Here is a 19,445-nt window from a genome sequence, read left to right as displayed (position 1 = left end):
GGAAAAGAGCTGGCTAGTTAGTTAGTGCGCGTGAGGTGGCGGCGCGCTGCTCTTTGAGAGCGCCTCGTTGAATGTCCCTGCTGCCTTTTCGTGGAACTCGAGGTTGCTCTGGTCGACCTTGACTGCCTGCGGTGGGCATACCGACACGCATGCCATGCACCAGATGCAGTCGTGCTCCCTTATCGGGTCGGCCTTGTCCGTGTAATCCTTGCGCTCTTCCTTGACCGAGCTTCCGGTGCCTGCAAAGGTCTGGTTTATCGCCTCCTTTGCCGGGACGTCGTGCTCTGTCCTGTACCACTGGTAGACCTGCACGGGGCATGCCTCGATGCATGCGCCGTCTGCGACACAAGAGTCCCAGTCGATCGCGACCATGGTGCCGCTAACGCCGAGCGGGACCAGCTCCTCGCCGCGCGCCTCGTAGGCGTGCTTGACCTCTTCGTTCTCGGCAGCTTCAGCTACCTTGCCTGGGCCCCAGAAGAAGTGGAAGTGCTCACCGTCTGCGTGATTGATCCTTCCTATCGGCTGATGATTCCTCGGAAAGTCTGGATCTATTGGCATATTACTCTGACAAGAGGGGGTTGCAAATATTATATAAACTGTTTGCGATAAAAGAACTGGTTATTTACAGGAATGGTGGCATGAAAAGGTAGCCGCCGTGCAGTTTGCTGTGCTCTGCCATGGCATCCGCTGACGCTGTTTGAAAGCCGCACTGGCCGCAGACGTGCAGGCCAAGCTCCTCCGGCTCTGCCTTCATTCCAACTATTACGACATCATCTCCAAATTCTATCAGGGAGTATCCTTCAAGCCTTGCCGACGCGTATTTTGAAAGGGCCGCAAGGATATCCTCGCGCCCGCCCTCCGGCTCTACCGCCACTGAAATCTCGTCGTCGCCTTCCCGGCCTGCCGTGGCTATGCCTTCAGCCACCAAAAACTCCCGGATGGTTGCGGCAAGCTTGGCATCTCCGGCGCAGCTTATCGTAAGGGTTGGAGAAGGAAGAACCATGCGTCTTTCTCCCTGCTTATTGCAAAGCAGGCGCCCTAGAAAAAGCTATAGTTAGTGCAACTATTACCTTTCAAACAGGACGTTGAGCCGCCTGTCTTCCAGCTTTGCCTTTGCCAGCCTCATGCCGGCAGTTGCGACCGGCAGCGGGATGATGTTGACTATGCGGCCGGCGGCGGTCTTTACCCCTACCGTCAGCCGGTCGCCGTACCGCTCGACGGTAAAATCATCTTTAGCTGAAAAGGGCACCTGCACGCTCATCCTTATCGACGTGCCGCCCTCGTTTTCAAAGAGGTAGGGCTGGCCCCTGTAGAATACCTGGGCCGGGTCCTGGCTCCCAAAGAGCTTGTCGCCGTGCGCAGAAAGCATCTCCACGCCGCGAAGCTCTGTCGCGTACAGCTCTGTCTCCTTGACCGGCAGCGGGTAAAAGTTTGCCTTGGCCTCGTCCACCTTGCCCCGCTGGAACTCGGCCCACCGCTCATAGTAGGCGTCTGTAGAGCCTGCCATTATCTTGTTCACGACTGCCATGTCCACGTTTATGCCGTAGAGTGACGCCGACATCAGCGCCCTCTTGGCGTTTTCGATGCTGAACGTGTCCGGGTTTGCGACGAGCCGCAGGCTTGTCGTGTCGTTGTCCCTGATTATTTCCGCCAACACGTCGAGCCTGTCTATCAGGTCAAGCTCGCTCTTGATAACGTCCTTGCTTGGAGCCGGTATGTTGGCAAGGGGCTGGAAGATCTTGGCAAACCCTGAGAACAGGCCGGCAAGCCCGGAGAGCTTGCGGCCGAGGCTCCCCACCAGCTTTGGGAAATACAGGTAGCGCAGGGCCTCGCCTGAAGCAGGCATGTCCAGCACTATTGCGTCGTAGGCGCCCGTGTGCGACACCTCCTCTATCTTTAGGAGCGAGAACAGCTGCGTCATGCCGGGGAGCATCGCAATCTCGTAGGCAAGCGTCTCGTCTATGCCCTTTGCCGAGAAAACAGAGGCCATGTACGCAAGTATACTGCTGTACTGCTTGCTCATCTCAGTCACGGGGTCTATCTGCTGCGCGTACAGGTTCTTGGCGACCTGGTGCGGCTCGTTCCCGACGCCGGGCATCATGAACGCGTCGGCAAGCGTGTGCGCCGGGTCGGCCGACAGCACGAGCGTCCTGTGGCCGTGTTCTGCAAGCTTGATCGCAGTCGCGCACGAAGTGACGGTCTTGCCTGTGCCTCCCTTGCCTGTGTATATTATGAGCCTCAAAGAAGATGCAGAAAGAATTGTGTAAAAAGGAGTAATAAAAGAATACGGAATGAAAGAAAAGAAGAAGAAAGGAGAAAGGAGGGAAAAGAAAGGAGGGAAAGGCGCCTGTTACTAGGTGACGTACGCCCTTTCCGCGTGCTGGGTGATGTCCAGCCCGATGTCCTCTTCCTCTTCCTTGACCTTCAGGCCCATGGTCTTGTCTATCACCTTCATGATGACGACCGTGCCGACAAAGCCCATCACGGCCGCGACTCCGACGCCCAGCGCCTGGATGGCAAACTGCATCGGGTTGCCGAAGAGCAGGCCGTTGGGGCCGGCGGGGTTGACCACCTGCGTGGCAAGTATGCCTATCGCAAGCGAGCCTACTATGCCCGTCACGCCGTGCACCGAGCTGACGTCGAGCGCGTCGTCTATCTTCCAGTGCTCCTTGAGGAGCAGGATGGCATAGTACGAGGCAAAGCCGAGCACGATGCCTAGGAAGAACGAGCTCTGCGCGTCGATGAATCCTGCCGCCGGGGTGACGCCTGCAAGGCCTGCAATGGCGCCGTTTATGACTGCCGTAGTCGACGGCTTGCCCGAGCGCTTCCACGACAGGAATATCCAGACCATCGCAGAAGTCGCCGAGCCGATGTGCGTCACGAGCAGCGTGTTTGCGGCAAGCGAGCCTGACGCAAGGGCGCTCCCTGCGTTAAAGCCGAACCAGCCTATCCACAACAGCGCCGCGCCAATGACTGCAAGCGGTATGTTGTGCGGAACCATGATGTCCGGGCCAAAGTTCTTCCTCCTGCCAAGCACGAGGGCTGCAGCAAGGGAGGCCATGCCTGCGCTCGTGTGGATGACGATGCCGCCTGCAAAGTCAAACACGCCCAGGTCCGCAAGCCATCCCCTACCCCAGACCCAGTGGGCCAGCGGGTAGTAGATGACCAGGCTCCATATTATGATGAACACAAAGAACGAGCTCCACTTTAGCCTCTCTGCAAACGCGCCAGTGATGAGCAGGGGCGTGATGACTGCAAACATCATCTGGTACGACCCGAACGTGACTCCGGGTATCGTGGGCGCATAGTCCAGGCTGTCGTTGAAGGGCACGTTGTTAAAGAACACCCAGTCGAGCCCGCCGATGATCTCGCCCTGAGTGGGCGCAAAGACCAGGGTGAACCCGATTATGAACCAAAGCGTAGACAGTATGGCCAGCCCTGAAAACGTCTGCATGATTATGGAAAGCGAGTTCTTGCTCCGGATCAGGCCTGCTTCAAAAAAGCCAAGCGCCGGCGTCATGAGCATGACGAGGCCTGTAGAGATAAGCATCCACGTAGTATCTCCAGTGTCGATCGGCATTTCCAGCGATTATTGAGATGGTTGCTATAAAAACGCATCGCAATCGGGATATTATCATAATATACAAATTTTATGATATGATCGGACAAGTTGGGAAACTTGCTACGCCCTGATATAGAAAAAATATTTTGTGTGTGTGTGCGTGCTTGCTTGCTGGTCGCGCTCAACCTGTCGCCGCGGCAGCAGAGCTGAGCGACTCGGCTATGCGCCGCACGTCCTGCTCACTGACGCCCGGGTGCACCGGCAGCGACAGCACCCTCCTGGCGCACCACTCTGTGGCTGGCAGTTTTGTTCTGCCGTTTGCCCTGTAAAACGGCGTCCTGTGCACCGGCGGGTCGTAATAGACGGCCGCGCCTATGCCGTCGCTCTGCATCCTCTGCTTTACGGCCTCCCTCGTCGCGCTCTTGGCAAACGCCACGGTGTAGAGGTACCAGTTGAACCGGCTGCCGCTTTTTTCCTCCGGCAGCGCAAACAACCCTTTCTTCTTGCTTGCAGCCGGCGACAGGAGCTCTGTCAGGAGCTGCGCGTTGCGCCTCCTTGCCGCAAGCATCTGCTCCAGCTTGCCCATCTGCACCTTGGCAATAGCGGCGCACATCTCTGGCAGGCGCATGTTGAGCCCGAGCGTCCTTGTGTCGTAGCCGTGCACCATGCCGTGGTTGCGTACCATCTTTAGCTTGTCTGCCAGCCTGTCGTCGTCTGTCACCACCGCGCCGCCCTCGCCTGCAGTGAGCACCTTGCTCGCATACAGGCTAAAGCAGCCCATCTCACCAAACGTCCCTGTCTGCTTTTTGCCAAGGGCGGAGCCAAGCGACTGGCAGGCGTCCTCGATGACTGCAAGCGAGCGCCTGCCTGCAAGCTCGGCTATCTCGTCCATCCTGCACGGGTGGCCGTACAGGTGGACGGGGATTATGGCCTTTGTCCTGCGGCTCACTTTTCTCCTGGCGTCTGCCACGTCGATGGTAAAATCGTCCCTGCTGATGTCCACGAAAACGGGCCTGGCCCCCGCCGCCACGACCGCGTTTGCGGTGGCGACGAACGTGAACGAGGGGAGGAGCACCTCGTGCCCCTGCCCGATGCCCGCAGCCAGCAGCGCCGCGTGGAGCGCGGCCGTGCCCGAGTTGACTGCGATAGCGTGTCTGCAGCCCAGGTATTTCTCGAGCGCGCTCTCAAAATCCTGGACGCGCCTGCCCCCGTCGCTTGCGGCAGACGTGAGCGAATTTTCGTCCAGCACAGCCATCACTTCACGCTTTTCCTCCTCTCCGAGCCACGGCCTGTTTATCGGTATCATGTGTTGTCTACGCCCTGAAGGAAGGCCCAACTGATTAAAAAGCAAGCGCCTGTCAGGCAGAATCGGACGGCGTAAGAAAGAAATCAGATCGACGTGCCTGTTATTTAGTCTCCTGTACTAGGTATTAACATACACATTGCCTGCAACCAGATATTACTTTCAGTGTTTTTCACTAAACGCACCCTGCGTAATGGCTTTTTATTCAGGTCGAGTCTTCAGTGAAGATGCACCCTAAAAGAGTTCTAGTTATCGGCCTTGGGCAGATAGGCTACAGCAACGCAGAATACATGACCATGAAGGGCCTGACCGTCGACGGATACGACATCAGCGAAAAGGCGGTCCGGCGCGCCCTCGACGACCAGGTGATAAGGAAGAGGGCCGCCAATTTTGCCAACTATGACTATTACGTCATATGCATATCGACCCACAGGCCGGACGACATGTTCGCGCCGTTCCTCGACGGCCTGTACGACATTGCCAGCAGGCTGGCAAAGGAGGGCAGGACCGGCGCCCTGGTGGGCATAGACAGCACCATCACCCGGGGCACGTCGAAAAAGATCCTCGACATCCTCGGGCACCGCATGCACGTCGTGCACGTGCCGCACAGGTTCTACATACACGAAAAGAGCGACCACGGCGTGCGCCAGACGCGCGTCATAGGCGGCTGCGGCGACTGCTGCGTGGAAAAGGCAAGGGAGTTCTACGGCGAGCTGCTCGACATACCGCTGCATCCCGTGCAGTCCGTCGAGGTGGCCGAGCTGTGCAAGATCGTTGAGAACAGCTACAGGTTCATGGAGATAGCGTTTGCCGAGGAGCTGCGCATGTTCTGCGACCGCTCCGGCCTGGACTTTAAAGAGCTGCGGGAGGCGATAAACACGAAATGGAACGTCAAGGTGATGGAGGCAAGGGACGGCATCGGCGGCCACTGCCTGCCAAAGGACAGCCAGATGTTCCTGTCGCTTTCAAAGAACGTGCTTGACAGCTCGATAATCGAGGCTGCGAAAAAGGTGGACAGCGAATACAGGCGGCACATATCGGTGCCTGCCATGATCCCGAAGATACATACGCAGGCAGGGTAGCAGACACTTGAAGATAATCTACCTCGGTGCCCTGTCCACCGGGCTGGTGGTGATTCTGGGCATGGTGGCAGTCCTGCCGGCTTTTACGCAGCAGAACGCGCCGCCGCAGCTCGATGCCATGCTCGTCTTTGAAGTAAACAAGGCCGCTGCAGACAATCTGCCCTACTGGTGCACAGGTCTGGCAGAGACTCTGAAAAAATACGACGTGCGGGCAACTATCTTTATGCCTGGCAGCGTTGCGGATTCTTACCCACGGTGCGTTGTAGAATTTGCCGCCGATGACAGGATAGACATAGGCAGCCAGACGTACAGCTACGTGAACCTTGCTTCGATACCTGACTATACCAGGGCCCTTGATGAAGTAAAGAGCGGCAAACATGCAATTGACCGGGCCGGCAGGCTGGACTCGCAGCTTTTCCGCGCGCCATCTGGCACAGTCGTTGACCCGGACATTTACTCTTTGCTTTCACGCTCGGGCATATTTGCCGACTTTTCCTACTCTACGCACTACAACAAGTTCCTTGACGGCCAGTTCATCAGGTACAAGATCCAGAGCTTTGATGGGACGCAATATCCGCCAGAGCATTTCTTTGCCTTAAAAGAGATATCTGATCCTATCATAATCAGTTTTGACAACTCGGTTCCGATCAAGCAGATAGATGCGTTCTTGGCAGGAATTACTGCCGGTAAGCCCGAGGACTACAAGCTCCGCTTTGCAAACGCATCTGATGTCGCGCGCATGCCTCTGACAATAAGGAAGGGCGCCCTTTGAGCCAGAAACAAAAGTTCCAGGTAGGCTCGCTACAAAAGACCTCGAGCACCGGCAGGATCGTCACGACGAAAAAGGGCTGGGCCCTGCGCATAGCGACCATAGTAGGCATGGGTCTCATCCTCTTTTTCACCCTCAAGACAGGCATCGAGATGCAGGATCCGCTGCTAATCTTCTCAAATATCATGCCCCTGCATTCGATATTGGCGCTGTATGTGGGGTGGTTCCATTACCGCAACCCTGCCAAGGCGGAAGCATCAGACGACCTTGTGTCGGTGGTGGTTCCAGTATACAACCAGAAAGAAATGATCGAGATCGTGATAGAATCGTTGTTCCAGTCGACCCACAAGAACATCGAAGTAATAGCCATAAACGACGGCAGCAAGGATGGCTCTCCCGAGATCCTGAACAGTCTTGCAAAAAAGTACCCCCAGCTGAAGGTGATCCACAAAAAGAACGAAGGCAAGCGCAAGGCTGTCGCAAGCGGCATTTACGCAGCAAAGGGCGAGTACATACTCCTGCTGGACTCTGACAGCGTGATAGACAAGGACGCGATCACTGAATTGATCCGGGCTTTCAAGTCCGACCCCAAGATCGGAGGTGCGGTGGGCCACGTCAAGGTGTGGAACGCCGACAAGAACCCGCTGACCCGGTTCCAGGACGCCTGGTACGACTTTTCGTTCAACGTGGGCAAGGCATGCGAGAGCACGTTTGGCAGCGTAACGTGCTGCTCGGGCTGTCTTGCGGCGTACCGGCGCGACGTGATACAGCACTTCATAAAGTACTGGGCAGGGGCCAAGATACACTTTAGCGACGACCGGGAGCTTACCTCGTACGTGCTCGGCTCAAGGTGGGCAAAGGAGAAGATGAAGGAGGTGATGGGGGCCCCGATATCAAAGCGGCTGTTTGAGACGGCGGCGCGCTATGACGACGCAGAGGACAGGGTGCTCACCGCTTCGGCGCTTGAAAAGTGGAAGACCGTGTACGTCTCGACCGCCATAGTATACACTGACGTGCCGGAAAAATTCAAGGGGTTCATAAGGCAGCAGGAAAGATGGAAGAAAGGCTACATCAGGACCAACTTTTTTGTGAGTTCGTTCTTTTGGCACAAGCGCAACCCACTCATCTCTTTCGTGTTCTACACAGAGTTCATGGCGACTTTTACCGCCCCGCTCATAGTGCTCGCCGTCTTTTTGTATGCTCCCATCCTGCAGCACCAATACTATTACTCGCTGTCGTTCCTTGTCAGCCTGTTCCTGAAGGGATGGGCCATAGGCTTTGACTACAAGTACAGGGATCCGTCGGCAAAGAACTGGAAGTATTACCCACTGACGGTCGCGGTGACGAACTTTGTGCTGTCGTGGATCTTGTTCCCTGCGCTTTACAGGTTCAAGGAGAACAGGTGGCTGACAAGGTGACAACAACAGAAGAAGAAGCAACAGCCGTCCAGCTTGCAGCCCGGTGCTACAGGTGCGACATACTGCTTGAAGGCCGCGGGCAGTTTGTGGGCCACATGATACACGGCCACGACATGACAATCGAGCAGGCGGAAACGTCGTGGAACTCGACGAGGCATTACGCACAAAAAGCATGCATGCCCCGACCCAGCTAATCTGTGGTAATTCTTTGTCGGATTCTGGCAGGGGCCTGCATTCGTCGGACAGACAGACAGACCGTTACATCAGACAGATGGGCTTGCTTGCTAGAACCTGATTAGCTTGAAAATCAAGTCCAGAAACTGCTAACATGCTCTAGTTACCACAGTCTTACGGAGTATGGTTGCCAGCCCGTATGTTCATGAGTGCATGCCTTCAAGACATAGAACTTGCCTTTATCACTCTGAACCGAAATCCCATAATGGTATTTGCAGATGAGATAGATAGGCAAAGCCTGGCCAACTTGCAGGAGAATCGACCCAAAGCGTATGATGCAATACGAGATGTAAATCATCGCAAGGCTTTGGTGCTCACAGGATTATTCCAGAAATCCAGCAGAAAAGGCGATCCTGATAACGTCGAATTAGAATATTCTGGCCTCGCCACATCGTGGAAGAGTGATGGCTTCTTCAAGTTCCGACAGATTTTTGTCGGCATGAGCACATGGATACAGCCAACACCCGATACTTGGAAATTCAATCCCAATTTCATCCTGACAAAGCCAGACGACCTAAACTACGTCCGCAGATTTGATAATCTAAATTATGTTCAAGAATTCATTGAATCGTTATTCGCTCTAATTAGACCATGTGACGATGGTGGCAGGTCTACATGGCAGTCCATTATAACCGACAACTGGGACAATGAAATAATTAGATGGACCACTAACCCTCGCAATGCTTTCATTCACATATGTAGTGAAATCCTGGAAAAGGAAATGAAGAATAACGAAAATAAGATTCGAGGTCTGATATACTAATTCTGCATCTTTATCCAGCAACTATCTATCCTTTACTTTAGGCGGCCATGCAACCTGTTTATCTTTAGAAGACGCTGTCCAATCTTGGGTTGATTTTCCTTTCCTTCGCAGGTGTTCAATTCGGTTGATCAAGCGTTCAGTCAGGTTGACGACGAGTTTCACGGTTTGAAAGGTGGCTGCATGACGAGTGGATGTGAAAATTCATTGTTAAAACAGTTTTTCTTATGCTCATTATGCAACAAAAGCGTTGCATAACTTGTTGCACAGTCGTGAACCATTCAAAAAATCATTGTTGCTAAATATCTTCAAGCAGAGAAATTGAGCATAACTGTAAAATTTTCTGACTTTTGTAATATGGTATATCTATCTATCCCCCCTACCACGTCAGTGATACTCATAGCTAGACCAGGTATGGGTAAAATGTGAGCTAGAACTTTAGCTGCATTTTGTGCAACGCGTCCATCTGACTTTTTATCCTCTGGTATTCTATCTCGCTATCAGTCAGCGACTTTAAAACATTCCAATCTATGTCCTTGTACTTTCTCTGGGCTAGCGTGCGTACATCAACATCATCAGTACCTTTCCTCTTCGCTGCAGCCCTGAACTTGGAAACAACAAGCACTTCCACGCTTGCTGCTTTTATCGTCGCTCCTTTCCTGACTTTAATATCCTTTGCAGCTGCAACTACCCTGTCTACCGGTATGCCGCTGACATCCCTGGTATAGATGTCGATCTTGTAGCCTCTTGGTGTGTACCTTGCTTCCTTTCCTTTCACCTTGCGTACAAAGTACCGCTTCTCATCCAACATTTCCGCAGGCAGTTCTTTTGCTACTGCAAAATCCAGGTCCTGCGATTCTCTGGTCGCCTTTGTCTGCAGGAATATGCCAACTGCCCCTATGAAGACGACATCCCCCGGGTCTTCAGTTATTCTAATCGCTTCCTGGATTAGCGGATGCATGCTTTCACTTGCTGTTCGACAATGGTAGGTCTTCTTGTACCTTTTTAACTAGCTGTACTGGAAACAGGCCTCTTGTACTGCTCAGCCTGTCCTCGTATAGGAGCTCTATGGCTATCGCATCCATCGTGCTTCTTTCGCCGTTTGCTATGCAGTCAAGATAGACCCTTTCAATTTCATTAGAGAAATCGCCTATTTTCGGAAGCAGTATTACGTGACCGTTCTTGCCTTCCTTGAACCCCTTTTCCTTCAGAAAGTCAGCAACCTTGTCAATATTTGTTACATAGATGTACAGATCCAGGGGAGTCTGGAATTTTGTGAGCTCGTACGCCCTGTAATCCAGGGTAGTGAATTTGTCTGAAATGTTGTTCATGGCAAACCTGATGTCAGAATCATTATAGTTTCGTCCAAACCTCCTAGCTCTACTTAGGGCAATTAACGACGGCAGAAGCTTTTCAATTACGTTTGCTGGCTGTAACACTACGCTGCTTTTGAGTATGAATCTGCCGCGTTTGTACTTGGCAAGACCAAGAGACTTTAAAGCATTCAGGCGCCTGTAAGCAGTCTTGGCCGAGCCAGCTACTGAAATTGCATCTTCTATAGTATAGACTGGTTTGCTGTCCAGCCTCTGGGCGAACAGGAATGCGTCGCCTTTCAGTAGTTCCTGTTTTTGCATGCCGCATTATGTGTTAGCTAGCCATATATATATTTGTCAGTTTTGACATGGCAATATATTAACAGCTAAAACACATGATTACCCTATTCCAGCTTTTTTACCCTAACAATCTTTCTGCCACCCTGCATCATAGTTTCCCAATCTAGTATGTCTCCGACGGCTATCTGCATTTCCCGAACAATCTCTTCTGGAGAGCGAAACATCGAATCTTGCGGAACAGTACGACGATGTTATTGAGCAACTCAGCTACGTTCTCGGGCAGATCGAGGACGAAGATGTAAAGCAGCTAATTAGGGAACTGATCGAACGCGCCAAACAGCGAAAGGAGCGAAGAGCTACAGACAGTGTTCGAGCAGGATTCTATCCTGAATGAAAGCCTGTTCTTATCTTTTTAGATAGGACGCTGTCAGCCTAACTAACTGAACGCTTGATCAACCGAATTGAACACCTGCGAAGGAAAGGGAAAATCAACCCAAGATTGGACGGCGTCAATAACATACAGGCACGCGCGAGCACACACAGACAGACACTCTGCTCTTTTTTTTGCCGCGCAGCATCTCCTTTTCTTGGATGTCTGCCTGCCGGCCTGCCGGTCCTGCCGCTTTAACTAACCAACCAACTAACTGGCAAGCAAGCAATTGCCGGTCTGTCTGTGTATTTTAGATCCATGCGCTTAAAAGAACTAAAAGCTACAATTACCATTGTAGTTGTAGAAGTGTGGACGCGCGCGCACGCATATGCACACGCGCCAAGAAAGAACGGCACAACATACATTAAACAGCAGCGCGTCCAATCCGCTGTGAGCGCAGCGGCAAAGGCCGACTATGAAGCATTGTTAAAGCGCCTGCAGGACAAGCTGGGCACGGACGCAAGGAAGGCCACCTCAAGGCTCGAGATCCCGCAGCCGCAGATAATCTGGGTCGGCAAGAACACGATATTCCGCAACTTTATGGACTTTCCAAAGGCGCTCAGGCGCGACCCGGAAAAATTACTGCTGTACCTGAACAAGGAGCTGGCGTCTGCCGGCTACATACAGGGCGAGCGCGTCATATTCCTTGGCCGCAAGACGCCCTCGTCGTTCAATGCGCTCATCGACAGGTACGTCAAGGACTATGTGCAGTGCCCAGTCTGCGGCAGCCCAGACACCAGGACGGAAAAGAACAAAAAGCTGGGCTTTCTCATTTGCGAGGCGTGCGGCGCCAAGTCGTCCATCAAGGGCAACTACGCCTAGGTCCTGCCAGACGACAAAAAGTCATAGCCGTGCAGGTTCCTTATCCACGCCGCGACCACTGACTGGTCGTTTTCGTACTGCCTGCGCACCAGCGCGTTCATCTCCTGGAAATCGGCCACCTTTTTCTTGATGCCGTGCCCCCTGCCTGCGACGTGCTGGGCGACTTCGAGCATGCCGACGTTTTCGTCGCAAATGTTGCACCGCACCAGCGCGTCTTGGCTCATATCATCATGTGGAGAAATCAAAATGAATTATTTGCTGCGTTATCGAGCGGGGTTGCCCCCTGCGTCAGCTATTTTTGATCAGTGGTAGTAGTAGTGGTAGTAGTAGTTGTGGAATTGGAGGAAGGCTCGCGCAGCGGGTCAAGCACGTGCTTCAGCTCTGGGTCATTGGCGAGCCTGTCCAAAAAGCTGCGCACGATCTGGCGGGTGGTGCGCTCGGCAGTGCCCTCGCCCCTGTGCTGCACGTTCACCACATACTCGTAGACAAAGGGGCTGATGTATATCGAGCAGACATCGGCTATCCAGCTAAAGAGAGTCGCAGTCGTATTGTCTTCGATCATCTGCTGGCGCTTGTCCTCAAACGTCTTGCCGATGATGCGCACGTTGTAGAGGTACATCTTTTTGCCCGTGTCCTTTTCTACGCCGGTCAGGAGCACGGCGTCGCGCTGGTCGTAGACGAGGCCGAACGAGACGTTGCGGGGCATCTTGACGTGCCTGCTCTTTTGCGCGTGATCAAACAGCTCGTCCATGAGCGCCTTGAGGAGGGCGTAGAACCGCTCGGCGGCCTTTTGCCGCTCCTCCTTCTCTTCTTTCTTATTCAGTATCCCCACTCTACCTCATTGCACGGGAGCCGGATGATTAAAATGTTGGGTGCAGGACGTGCAATGAGAATGCCGGAAACCTTGCAAAATGTACGAGATGCAGCACCTCAATCGCTAATTTTTCCATAAAACTGCCTCAATCGCTACCATCATGTCAACCTATTTCACTTTTCAATTGGCAAAAATTGACTATTGGTGCTAAGTACCAACCCAGAACTATCTCATCATGACAGCCATAATGTCGCTTCACCACGAAGCAACCAACAGCAACTTTACGACCGGCCAGAGCTGGGGCGCACTGAGGAAGGCATGGAAGGGATACCGCATCGCAAAGGTTCAGGGCGATGCTGCAAGGATGAGGGAGTACGCAGGTAAGATCCGCAAGATCCAGGGCGAACTGGGCGTAAGCGTTGCATCCTTCCCGCACCTAGGCATCAACTAGGCGCGGCTCTTCCTTTTTTCTCTTGTACTGCCACCGCTTTCTTATAGAAGAATTCACCATTTGTGGTTATTGGATTATATAATACACCTTTTCATGGGCTTGCCACGAAACATGGTCATATAGCTATTACTGCCGCGGTTGCGGCGGCCGCCGCTGTTGCTGCGATACTTGCGATCGCAATCGTCGCAGCGGCGCCGCCGGGCCTCCAGCCGGCAGACGCCGGAACAGGCACGGACCTGGCGAGGAGATCCTCTTCTAGGGCGTGGCCAAACGTCCACCCAAACGTCGAGACAGACTTTAACCCGCAGGTCGCAGGCCCGCAGGTGAGCAAGAGCGCGTTCATCCACCCGTTTGCAATAGTGATAGGCGACTGCTACATCGGCAAGATGGTGCTGGTCGCGCCGACTGCCGTGTGCAGGGGCGACGAGGGGACGCCCATCCATATAAGCAGCTACTCAAACATCCAGGACGGCGTCGTGATCCATGCGCTCGAGACGACTGAAGACGGGCATAACATAGACGGCAGGCGCTTTACGGCAGGCGGGGACAGGCTTGCGGCAAACGACACCCGCTTCCCAGAAGGCTATGCAGTGTGGGTGGGCGAGAGGACGAGCCTTGCCCACGGTGTCATGCTGCACGGGCCGGCCTGGGTCGGGAACGACACCTTTGTCGGAATGGAGAGCCTGATCTTTAACGCCAAGGTGGGCAACAACGTGGCAGTGGGCGTCGCAAGCACGATAACCGGCGGCGTGGTCATACCTGACGGCAAGTACGTGCCGCCGGGAAGCGTCATAACGACGCAGGAGCAGGCCGACGCGCTCCCGTTGAGAGTGGGGAGCCCGTACGAGAACACGAACAAGGCGGTCATACACGTCAACGAGAGCCTGGCGGAAAAATACGACGCAGAGGGGCTTGAAAAGCTGGCAAGGCAGAGGGAGGCGCTGATGGAAAAAGGCATGATGGAGACAAGCGGCCAGGGCCACTAGCCTCCCAGTCCCGGCCCCACCCGCCACCCCCTCCTCTTTTTCTTTTTATCCGTACATCGAGCTTCCGCCCGGAGGAGCCAGCTGCTGTTTTATCTTGGCCTCTATCGCCCCCTTGGGCATGGCACCGACCATGACGTCGACTGCCTTGCCGTTCTTGAATATCATCATGGTCGGTATGCTCTGGACTCCAAACGCGCCGGCCGTTCGCGGGCTCTCGTCCACGTTCAGCTTGCCAAACACCACCCTGCCGGCGTACTCTTTTGCCAGCTGGTCGATTGCGGGCGCGACCATCCTGCACGGGCCGCACCAGGGCGCCCAAAAGTCTACCAGGATGATGGGATATCTGGCCACCTCGCTTGCAAAGTTGGAATCTGTGAGGTGGACCGGCTGGGTTATCCCCGCAAGGGCGGCCCTTGCCTCTGCCATCTTTTGGAGCTCGGCCATCTTTTTCTGCTTTATCGCCTCAAGGGCGTCATCTGAAGCTGAAGAGGACACGGCAATGCTTTGCGGCAAAACAAGTATTATTCCTTGCTGCCGGCGCGCGCATGCGTGCGTGCGTGTGTGGCGACGATATGTAATTATTGTCGCCTGCTCCAAAAATCACCTGCGTTAACAATAGAGGTGGTTTTCTGCGATGGCAGCTGACAAAGAAGAAAAAGAAGACGGGAATGGCAGACGGGAAGCGGAGCAGGCCACCGGGCTGGAGGGAGAAAATGAAAAAGAAGAAGGAGAAGAGCTCGAGGCATTGAGGGCGGAGCTCAGGGCGGCCAGGCAGGCGGCTGAGGCAAACCTTTCAAAGCTGAAATACCTCATGGCCGATTTCGACAACTATCGCAAGCAGATGGAAAAGCAGGTCGCCTCGAGGGTCGAGTCGGGCAAGGCTGAACTGCTGCTAAAGTTCCTCAACATACGCGACGACTACCAGCGGGCGCTTGCGACTGCCAAAAAACAAGAAAACGTCGCCGTCAGCCCGATAGTCATAGAGGGCCTTGAGGGGATACTGAAGAACATCGACTCGCTCCTCTCGTCAGAAGGCGTCAGGCCCATAGAGGCCGTCGGGACGCCGTTTGACCCAAACGTCCACGACGCCATCGCCTTTGCGCCGAGGGACGACGTGCCTGAGAACAGCGTGACTGCCGAAATCCGCCGGGGGTACATGCTCAACGGCAAGGTGCTCCGGCCCAGCATGGTGGAAATAGCCAAGAAGATAGTTAAAAATAGCGATACTGACAATAACGCATAGCAATAATAATCGAGGCGAAATGACAAATGGGCAAAATAATAGGCATAGATCTTGGAACGAGCAACTCGGCGGCTGCTGCAATGATAGGCGGCAAGCCGACCATAATCCAGGCGGCTGAAGGGACATCTGTAGGCGGCAAGGCTTTCCCCTCGGTGGTGGCATTCACAAAGGAAGGGCAGCTGATAGTGGGCGAGCCGGCGCGCCGGCAGATGATCTCAAACCCGGAAGGAACCGTGATAGCTGCAAAGCGCAAGATGGGGACCGACTTCAAGTTCAGGGTGTTTGGCAAGGAGTACACGCCCCAGCAGATCTCCTCGTTCATCCTCCAGAAAATAAAGAGGGACGCCGAGGCGTTCCTTGGGGAGCCGGTGGACAGGGCAGTGATCACCGTCCCGGCGTATTTCAACGACAACCAGCGGCAGGCGACCAAGGACGCAGGCGAGATAGCCGGCCTGCAGGTGGTCAGGATAATCAACGAGCCGACCGCTGCGTCGCTTGCGTACGGCCTCGACAAGGCCAACAAGGACCTGAAGATAATGGTCTTTGACCTCGGGGGCGGCACGCTAGATGTCACCATCATGGAGATGGGCGGGGGCGTCTTCCAGGTCAGGAGCACGTCAGGCGACACGCATCTTGGCGGGACCGACATGGACAACACGCTTGTCGAGTTTGTCGTGCAGGAGTTCAAGAAACAGTCCGGCCTTGATGTGCGCAACGACAAGGCGGCCATGATGAGGATACGCGAGGCTGCAGAAAAGGCCAAGATAGAGCTCTCAAACGTCGTGTCGACAGAGATAAACCTGCCCTTTCTGGCGTACGACCCGCAGGCAGGCCCCAAGAACCTCGTCATCCAGCTGACGAGGGCCAAGCTGGAAGAGCTGATGAGGCCGATTGTGGAGCGCTGCCGCCAGCCCATGCTGCAGGCGCTGCAGGACGCCAAGATGACGCCGCAGGACATCGACAAGATAATCCTCATCGGCGGGCCCACGAGGATGCCGATGGTGAGGCAGTTTGTCAGCACGGTCATGGGCAAGGAGCCCGAGCGCGGCATCGACCCGATGGAGGCAGTAGCCATGGGCGCGGCCGTGCAGGGCGCAATCATCGCCGGCGACGTGTCCACCGACATACTGCTTGTAGACGTGACGCCTCTCACGCTTGGCGTGGAGGTGCTGGGCGGGCTCAAGGAGCCGCTGATAGAGCGCAACACCACCATCCCAACCAAAAAGAGCAAGGTGTTCACGACGGCTGCAGACTATCAAACGGCGGTGACGATACACGTGGTGCAGGGCGAGCGCCCGATGGCGGCCGACTGCGTCTCGCTTGGCATGTTCAACCTCTCCGGGATACCGCCGGCGCCAAGGGGCGTGCCGCAGATAGAGGTGACGTTTGACATCGACGCAAACGGCATACTGAACGTTGCCGCGAAGGACATGGCGACGCAGAAGGAGGCCAAGATAACCATCACTGCAAACAACAAGCTCTCCAAGGAGGAGATAGAGAAGCTAAAGAGGGACTCGGAGCAGTTTGCCGAGGCCGACAGGAAGAAGAAAGAGGAGGCCGAGGCACGCAACGAGGCAGACAACCTCGTCTACGCGGCAGACAAGCTGGTCAAGCAGGACCTCAAGGACAAGATAAGGCCGGAGCAGGCCGAGAAGGTCAACAAGGCGGCGCAGGAGCTGCGCGACGCTATTGCAAGCAACAACACCGAGGCCGTCAAGGCCAAGGTGCAGGCGCTCAAGGACATACTGGCCGAGGTCAGCGCCGAGGCGTACAGGAGCGCCGGAGCTTCAACAGCAGGGCCGCAGGGGGCCGCCACCGCCGGCGAGCAGCAACAGCAACCGCAACAGACTGCCGCCCCCGGCAGCGGGGGAGGGGCTGGGAGCGGGATGGGCGCCGGGCCAAACCCCAACCCGTAGCGCGTTCATGCCTGTATGCATGAGCGCATATGTGTATATGTGTGAACATGAATGAGCAGCAACAACAACAGCAAAAGAGACTATTACGAAGTACTCGGGCTCCAGAAAGGCGCCAGCAAGGAGGACATCAAGGCAGCCTACCGCAAGCTGGCCCTCCAGTACCACCCCGACCGCAACAAGGAGCCCGGGGCAGAGGAAAAATTCAAAGAGATCTCGGAAGCCTACGCGGTGCTGTCAGACGACGAAAAGCGCAAGCGCTACGACGCGTACGGCCACGTGGGCGCCGAAGAGGCGTTCCGCGGGTCGGAGGCCAACTTTGAAGAGGTGTTCAGAGACATCGGAGGGTTTGGCGGATTTCGCGACATCTTTGAGCAGTTCTTTGGCGCCGGCAGAGTGGGAGGGGGAGGCGGTGCCGGGGACTTTTTCGGCTTTGGCGGCTTTGGAGGAGGAGGGGGCCGCCGGCGCGGCCGCGACCTTGTCTACGACATGGAGTTGACGCTCGAAGACGTGCTAAGGGGCAAAAAGGAAGAGATAGAGGTGCCCCGGCTTGAAAGGTGCGACGAGTGCGGGGGCTCTGGCGCGGCCCCGGGCACAAAGCCGCGCAGGTGTTCGGTCTGCAACGGCCGGGGCCAGACCCAGCGCGTCTACACGCAGAACAGGTTTTCTACGTTCGTGTCGGTCGAGCCGTGCAGGACGTGCCAGGGCCGGGGTGAGGTAATCGACAGGCCGTGCGGCAGCTGCAAAGGCACAGGCAAGACGAGGAAGATGAAAAAGCTAAAGATAGAGGTGCCGCCCGGCGTCGAAGACGGCATGGCGATGCAGATGAGGGGCGAAGGCGAGGCGTCGCCGGACACGGGCATCCCCGGCGACCTCGTTGTGCGGATCCACGTCCGGCCCAGCCCGCAGTACGAGCGGCTCGAAGACGGCCACCTGCTCTATAACCATGATGTGCGCTTTACCGACCTTGCGCTTGGGACGGAGCTGAAAATACCTACTCTGGACGGCACGGAAAAGCTAAAGATACCGCAGGGCACGCAGCCGGACGCCCTCATGCGGGTAAAGGGCAAGGGCCTGCCCCGATACGGCCGGCCGGGCCGGGGCGACCTGCTTGTAAAGCTGCACGTCAAGGTGCCCACCAAGCTGTCGGACAGGCAAAAGGCGCTCCTGAAAGAGCTTGACCGGGAGCTAGATCACAACAACCAGTAAACGCTTTAATAGAATTTTAACATAAACAGCCGGCGTATATGTCGTCTCCATTTGACGAATGGTTTAGCGGTGGCGGTGGAAAAAGGCGCAGGTCGTGGTTCCCGGACATTGACGAGATGATGCGCGAGATGGACAGGATGATGCAGGACGCGTTCAAGAACCTTGAGCAGCAGGTTCCCAAGAACCTGGTCAAGGAGCGCAAGCTGGACGACGGCACGACGGTCCGGGAGATGGGCCCCATCGTCTACGGCTACTCGATCAAGATAGGGCCGGACGGCAAGCCTGAGATACGCAAGTTCGGCAATATCAACGCGTTCCCCGGCATGCTCGGCGGAGGGGTGGCAGTCAAGGAGGAGCGCGAGCCGCTGGTCGACGTTATCAAGGGGAGCGAGGAGCTGCGCGTGGTGGCAGAGGTGCCGGGCGTGAACAAGGAGGACCTGCGGCTGTCGGCAGACGAAAACGCAGTCATGATCGAGTCCGTCACGGGCGAGCCACGGTACAGCAAGCGCGTCGAGCTTCCAGAGCCTGTCGATCCAAAAACCGCCAAGTCGAGCTACAGGAACGGCATATTAGAGATAACGCTCAAGCTCAAGAGAAAGGGCGAAGGCGGCGTGCCAATCAAGATAGAGTGAGCGGGCAAGTGAAAGGATATTATTCTAGTTGCCAGATAGCAACCCCGAAAGCGGGCGGGGGTCGCCCAGCCTGGTCAAAGGCGTGAGACCGCACTTTTTGTGTAGAAAAGTGGGGCGCGATGCTCAGAAGTTGACGACGACGACCAACTGGGACACCTCATTCCTTAGGGATTCGTGGGTTCAAATCCCACCCCCCGCACTTTT

General features: G+C 55.4%; 22 protein-coding genes and 1 tRNA gene. 13 read left to right on the top strand and 10 right to left on the bottom strand.

Features of this window, described 5'->3' with window-relative positions; translation table 11 throughout:
- Nucleotides 1-21 precede the first annotated feature (21 nt).
- From WKI84_RS06865 to WKI84_RS06845, 5 genes are all read right to left on the bottom strand, one after another.
- Entirely contained in the window at nucleotides 22-558 is a 537-nt protein-coding gene (locus WKI84_RS06865) for a ferredoxin family protein (protein ID WP_337862795.1), read from the bottom strand.
- Nucleotides 559-622: 64 nt separating this feature from the next.
- Nucleotides 623-1,003, bottom strand: a complete 381-nt coding sequence (locus WKI84_RS06860) for a hypothetical protein (protein ID WP_337862794.1) — start codon at nucleotides 1,001-1,003, stop codon at nucleotides 623-625.
- A gap of 63 nt (nucleotides 1,004-1,066) precedes the next feature.
- On the bottom strand, nucleotides 1,067-2,242 hold the full coding sequence (locus WKI84_RS06855; protein ID WP_337862793.1) for a TRC40/GET3/ArsA family transport-energizing ATPase: 1,176 nt from the start codon (nucleotides 2,240-2,242) through the stop codon (nucleotides 1,067-1,069).
- A gap of 111 nt (nucleotides 2,243-2,353) precedes the next feature.
- Nucleotides 2,354-3,580 (bottom strand): ammonium transporter, encoded by a 1,227-nt coding sequence (locus WKI84_RS06850; RefSeq protein WP_337862792.1) that lies wholly within the window; start codon nucleotides 3,578-3,580, stop codon nucleotides 2,354-2,356.
- Between the two features lie 163 nt (nucleotides 3,581-3,743).
- Entirely contained in the window at nucleotides 3,744-4,868 is a 1,125-nt protein-coding gene (locus tag WKI84_RS06845) for a DegT/DnrJ/EryC1/StrS family aminotransferase (protein WP_337862791.1), read from the bottom strand.
- A 224-nt stretch (nucleotides 4,869-5,092) separates the two neighbouring features.
- Here WKI84_RS06845 and WKI84_RS06840 point away from each other — a divergent pair, with 224 nt between their 5' ends.
- From WKI84_RS06840 to WKI84_RS06820, 5 genes are all read left to right on the top strand, one after another.
- A complete protein-coding gene (locus tag WKI84_RS06840; RefSeq protein ID WP_337862790.1) occupies nucleotides 5,093-5,947 on the top strand; it encodes a hypothetical protein in 855 nt (284 codons plus the stop codon).
- Between the two features lie 7 nt (nucleotides 5,948-5,954).
- On the top strand, nucleotides 5,955-6,719 hold the full coding sequence (locus WKI84_RS06835) for a polysaccharide deacetylase family protein (RefSeq protein WP_337862789.1): 765 nt from the start codon (nucleotides 5,955-5,957) through the stop codon (nucleotides 6,717-6,719).
- Nucleotides 6,716-8,134, top strand: a complete 1,419-nt coding sequence (locus tag WKI84_RS06830) for a glycosyltransferase (RefSeq protein ID WP_337862788.1) — start codon at nucleotides 6,716-6,718, stop codon at nucleotides 8,132-8,134. Before WKI84_RS06835 ends, WKI84_RS06830 begins: the two co-directional genes overlap by 4 nt.
- Nucleotides 8,119-8,328, top strand: a complete 210-nt coding sequence (locus WKI84_RS06825; protein ID WP_337862787.1) for a hypothetical protein — start codon at nucleotides 8,119-8,121, stop codon at nucleotides 8,326-8,328. The genes WKI84_RS06830 and WKI84_RS06825 overlap by 16 nt, the downstream gene beginning before the upstream one ends.
- 179 nt (nucleotides 8,329-8,507) lie before the next feature.
- Nucleotides 8,508-9,131, top strand: a complete 624-nt coding sequence (locus WKI84_RS06820) for a hypothetical protein (protein WP_337862786.1) — start codon at nucleotides 8,508-8,510, stop codon at nucleotides 9,129-9,131.
- Between the two features lie 427 nt (nucleotides 9,132-9,558).
- Here WKI84_RS06820 and WKI84_RS06815 read toward each other — a convergent pair whose 3' ends face one another.
- A complete protein-coding gene (locus tag WKI84_RS06815) occupies nucleotides 9,559-10,089 on the bottom strand; it encodes a hypothetical protein (RefSeq protein WP_337862785.1) in 531 nt (176 codons plus the stop codon).
- Nucleotides 10,090-10,093: 4 nt separating this feature from the next.
- A complete protein-coding gene (locus WKI84_RS06810) occupies nucleotides 10,094-10,762 on the bottom strand; it encodes a hypothetical protein (protein WP_337862784.1) in 669 nt (222 codons plus the stop codon).
- A 799-nt stretch (nucleotides 10,763-11,561) separates the two neighbouring features.
- Here WKI84_RS06810 and WKI84_RS06805 point away from each other — a divergent pair.
- Complete coding sequence (locus WKI84_RS06805; RefSeq protein ID WP_337862783.1) at nucleotides 11,562-11,993, top strand: translation initiation factor IF-2 subunit beta; 432 nt, start codon at nucleotides 11,562-11,564, stop codon at nucleotides 11,991-11,993.
- On the opposite strand, the gene WKI84_RS06800 is transcribed toward WKI84_RS06805, so the two are convergent.
- Together WKI84_RS06800 and WKI84_RS06795 are read right to left on the bottom strand one after the other, a co-directional pair.
- Complete coding sequence (locus WKI84_RS06800; protein WP_337862782.1) at nucleotides 11,990-12,217, bottom strand: hypothetical protein; 228 nt, start codon at nucleotides 12,215-12,217, stop codon at nucleotides 11,990-11,992. The genes WKI84_RS06805 and WKI84_RS06800 overlap by 4 nt on opposite strands.
- 68 nt (nucleotides 12,218-12,285) lie before the next feature.
- On the bottom strand, nucleotides 12,286-12,825 hold the full coding sequence (locus WKI84_RS06795; protein WP_337862781.1) for a hypothetical protein: 540 nt from the start codon (nucleotides 12,823-12,825) through the stop codon (nucleotides 12,286-12,288).
- Between the two features lie 217 nt (nucleotides 12,826-13,042).
- Between WKI84_RS06795 and WKI84_RS06790 the strand changes: the two genes are divergently transcribed.
- Nucleotides 13,043-13,258, top strand: coding sequence for a hypothetical protein (locus WKI84_RS06790; RefSeq protein WP_337862780.1), 216 nt, complete (start codon nucleotides 13,043-13,045; stop codon nucleotides 13,256-13,258).
- 62 nt (nucleotides 13,259-13,320) lie between these two features.
- The gene (locus WKI84_RS06785) at nucleotides 13,321-14,244 is read left to right on the top strand and encodes a hypothetical protein (protein ID WP_337862779.1); all 924 of its coding nucleotides are present in this window, start codon (nucleotides 13,321-13,323) and stop codon (nucleotides 14,242-14,244) included.
- Nucleotides 14,245-14,289: 45 nt separating this feature from the next.
- On the opposite strand, the gene trxA is transcribed toward WKI84_RS06785, so the two are convergent.
- Nucleotides 14,290-14,739: a thioredoxin gene (gene trxA, locus WKI84_RS06780; protein ID WP_337862778.1), complete on the bottom strand. Its 450-nt coding sequence runs from the start codon at nucleotides 14,737-14,739 to the stop codon at nucleotides 14,290-14,292.
- A gap of 139 nt (nucleotides 14,740-14,878) precedes the next feature.
- Between trxA and WKI84_RS06775 the strand changes: the two genes are divergently transcribed.
- The 5 genes from WKI84_RS06775 (at nucleotide 14,879) to WKI84_RS06755 (ending at nucleotide 19,440) form a co-directional block, all read left to right on the top strand.
- The gene (locus tag WKI84_RS06775) at nucleotides 14,879-15,487 is read left to right on the top strand and encodes a nucleotide exchange factor GrpE (protein ID WP_337862777.1); all 609 of its coding nucleotides are present in this window, start codon (nucleotides 14,879-14,881) and stop codon (nucleotides 15,485-15,487) included.
- A gap of 26 nt (nucleotides 15,488-15,513) precedes the next feature.
- Nucleotides 15,514-17,403, top strand: a complete 1,890-nt coding sequence (gene dnaK / locus WKI84_RS06770; RefSeq protein WP_337862776.1) for a molecular chaperone DnaK — start codon at nucleotides 15,514-15,516, stop codon at nucleotides 17,401-17,403.
- Nucleotides 17,404-17,454: 51 nt separating this feature from the next.
- Entirely contained in the window at nucleotides 17,455-18,609 is a 1,155-nt protein-coding gene (gene dnaJ, locus WKI84_RS06765) for a molecular chaperone DnaJ (RefSeq protein ID WP_337862775.1), read from the top strand.
- Nucleotides 18,610-18,647: 38 nt separating this feature from the next.
- On the top strand, nucleotides 18,648-19,241 hold the full coding sequence (gene hsp20, locus WKI84_RS06760) for an archaeal heat shock protein Hsp20 (protein ID WP_337862774.1): 594 nt from the start codon (nucleotides 18,648-18,650) through the stop codon (nucleotides 19,239-19,241).
- Between the two features lie 54 nt (nucleotides 19,242-19,295).
- Nucleotides 19,296-19,440: transfer RNA gene (locus tag WKI84_RS06755), tRNA-Leu, on the top strand.
- Nucleotides 19,441-19,445: the final 5 nt, after the last annotated feature.

Source organism: Nitrososphaera sp. (assembly GCF_037447015.1).
Lineage (GTDB): Archaea > Thermoproteota > Nitrososphaeria > Nitrososphaerales > Nitrososphaeraceae > Nitrososphaera.
Note: the sequence above shows the minus strand (reverse complement) of the source record. Positions and strands in the feature narration are given on the sequence as shown.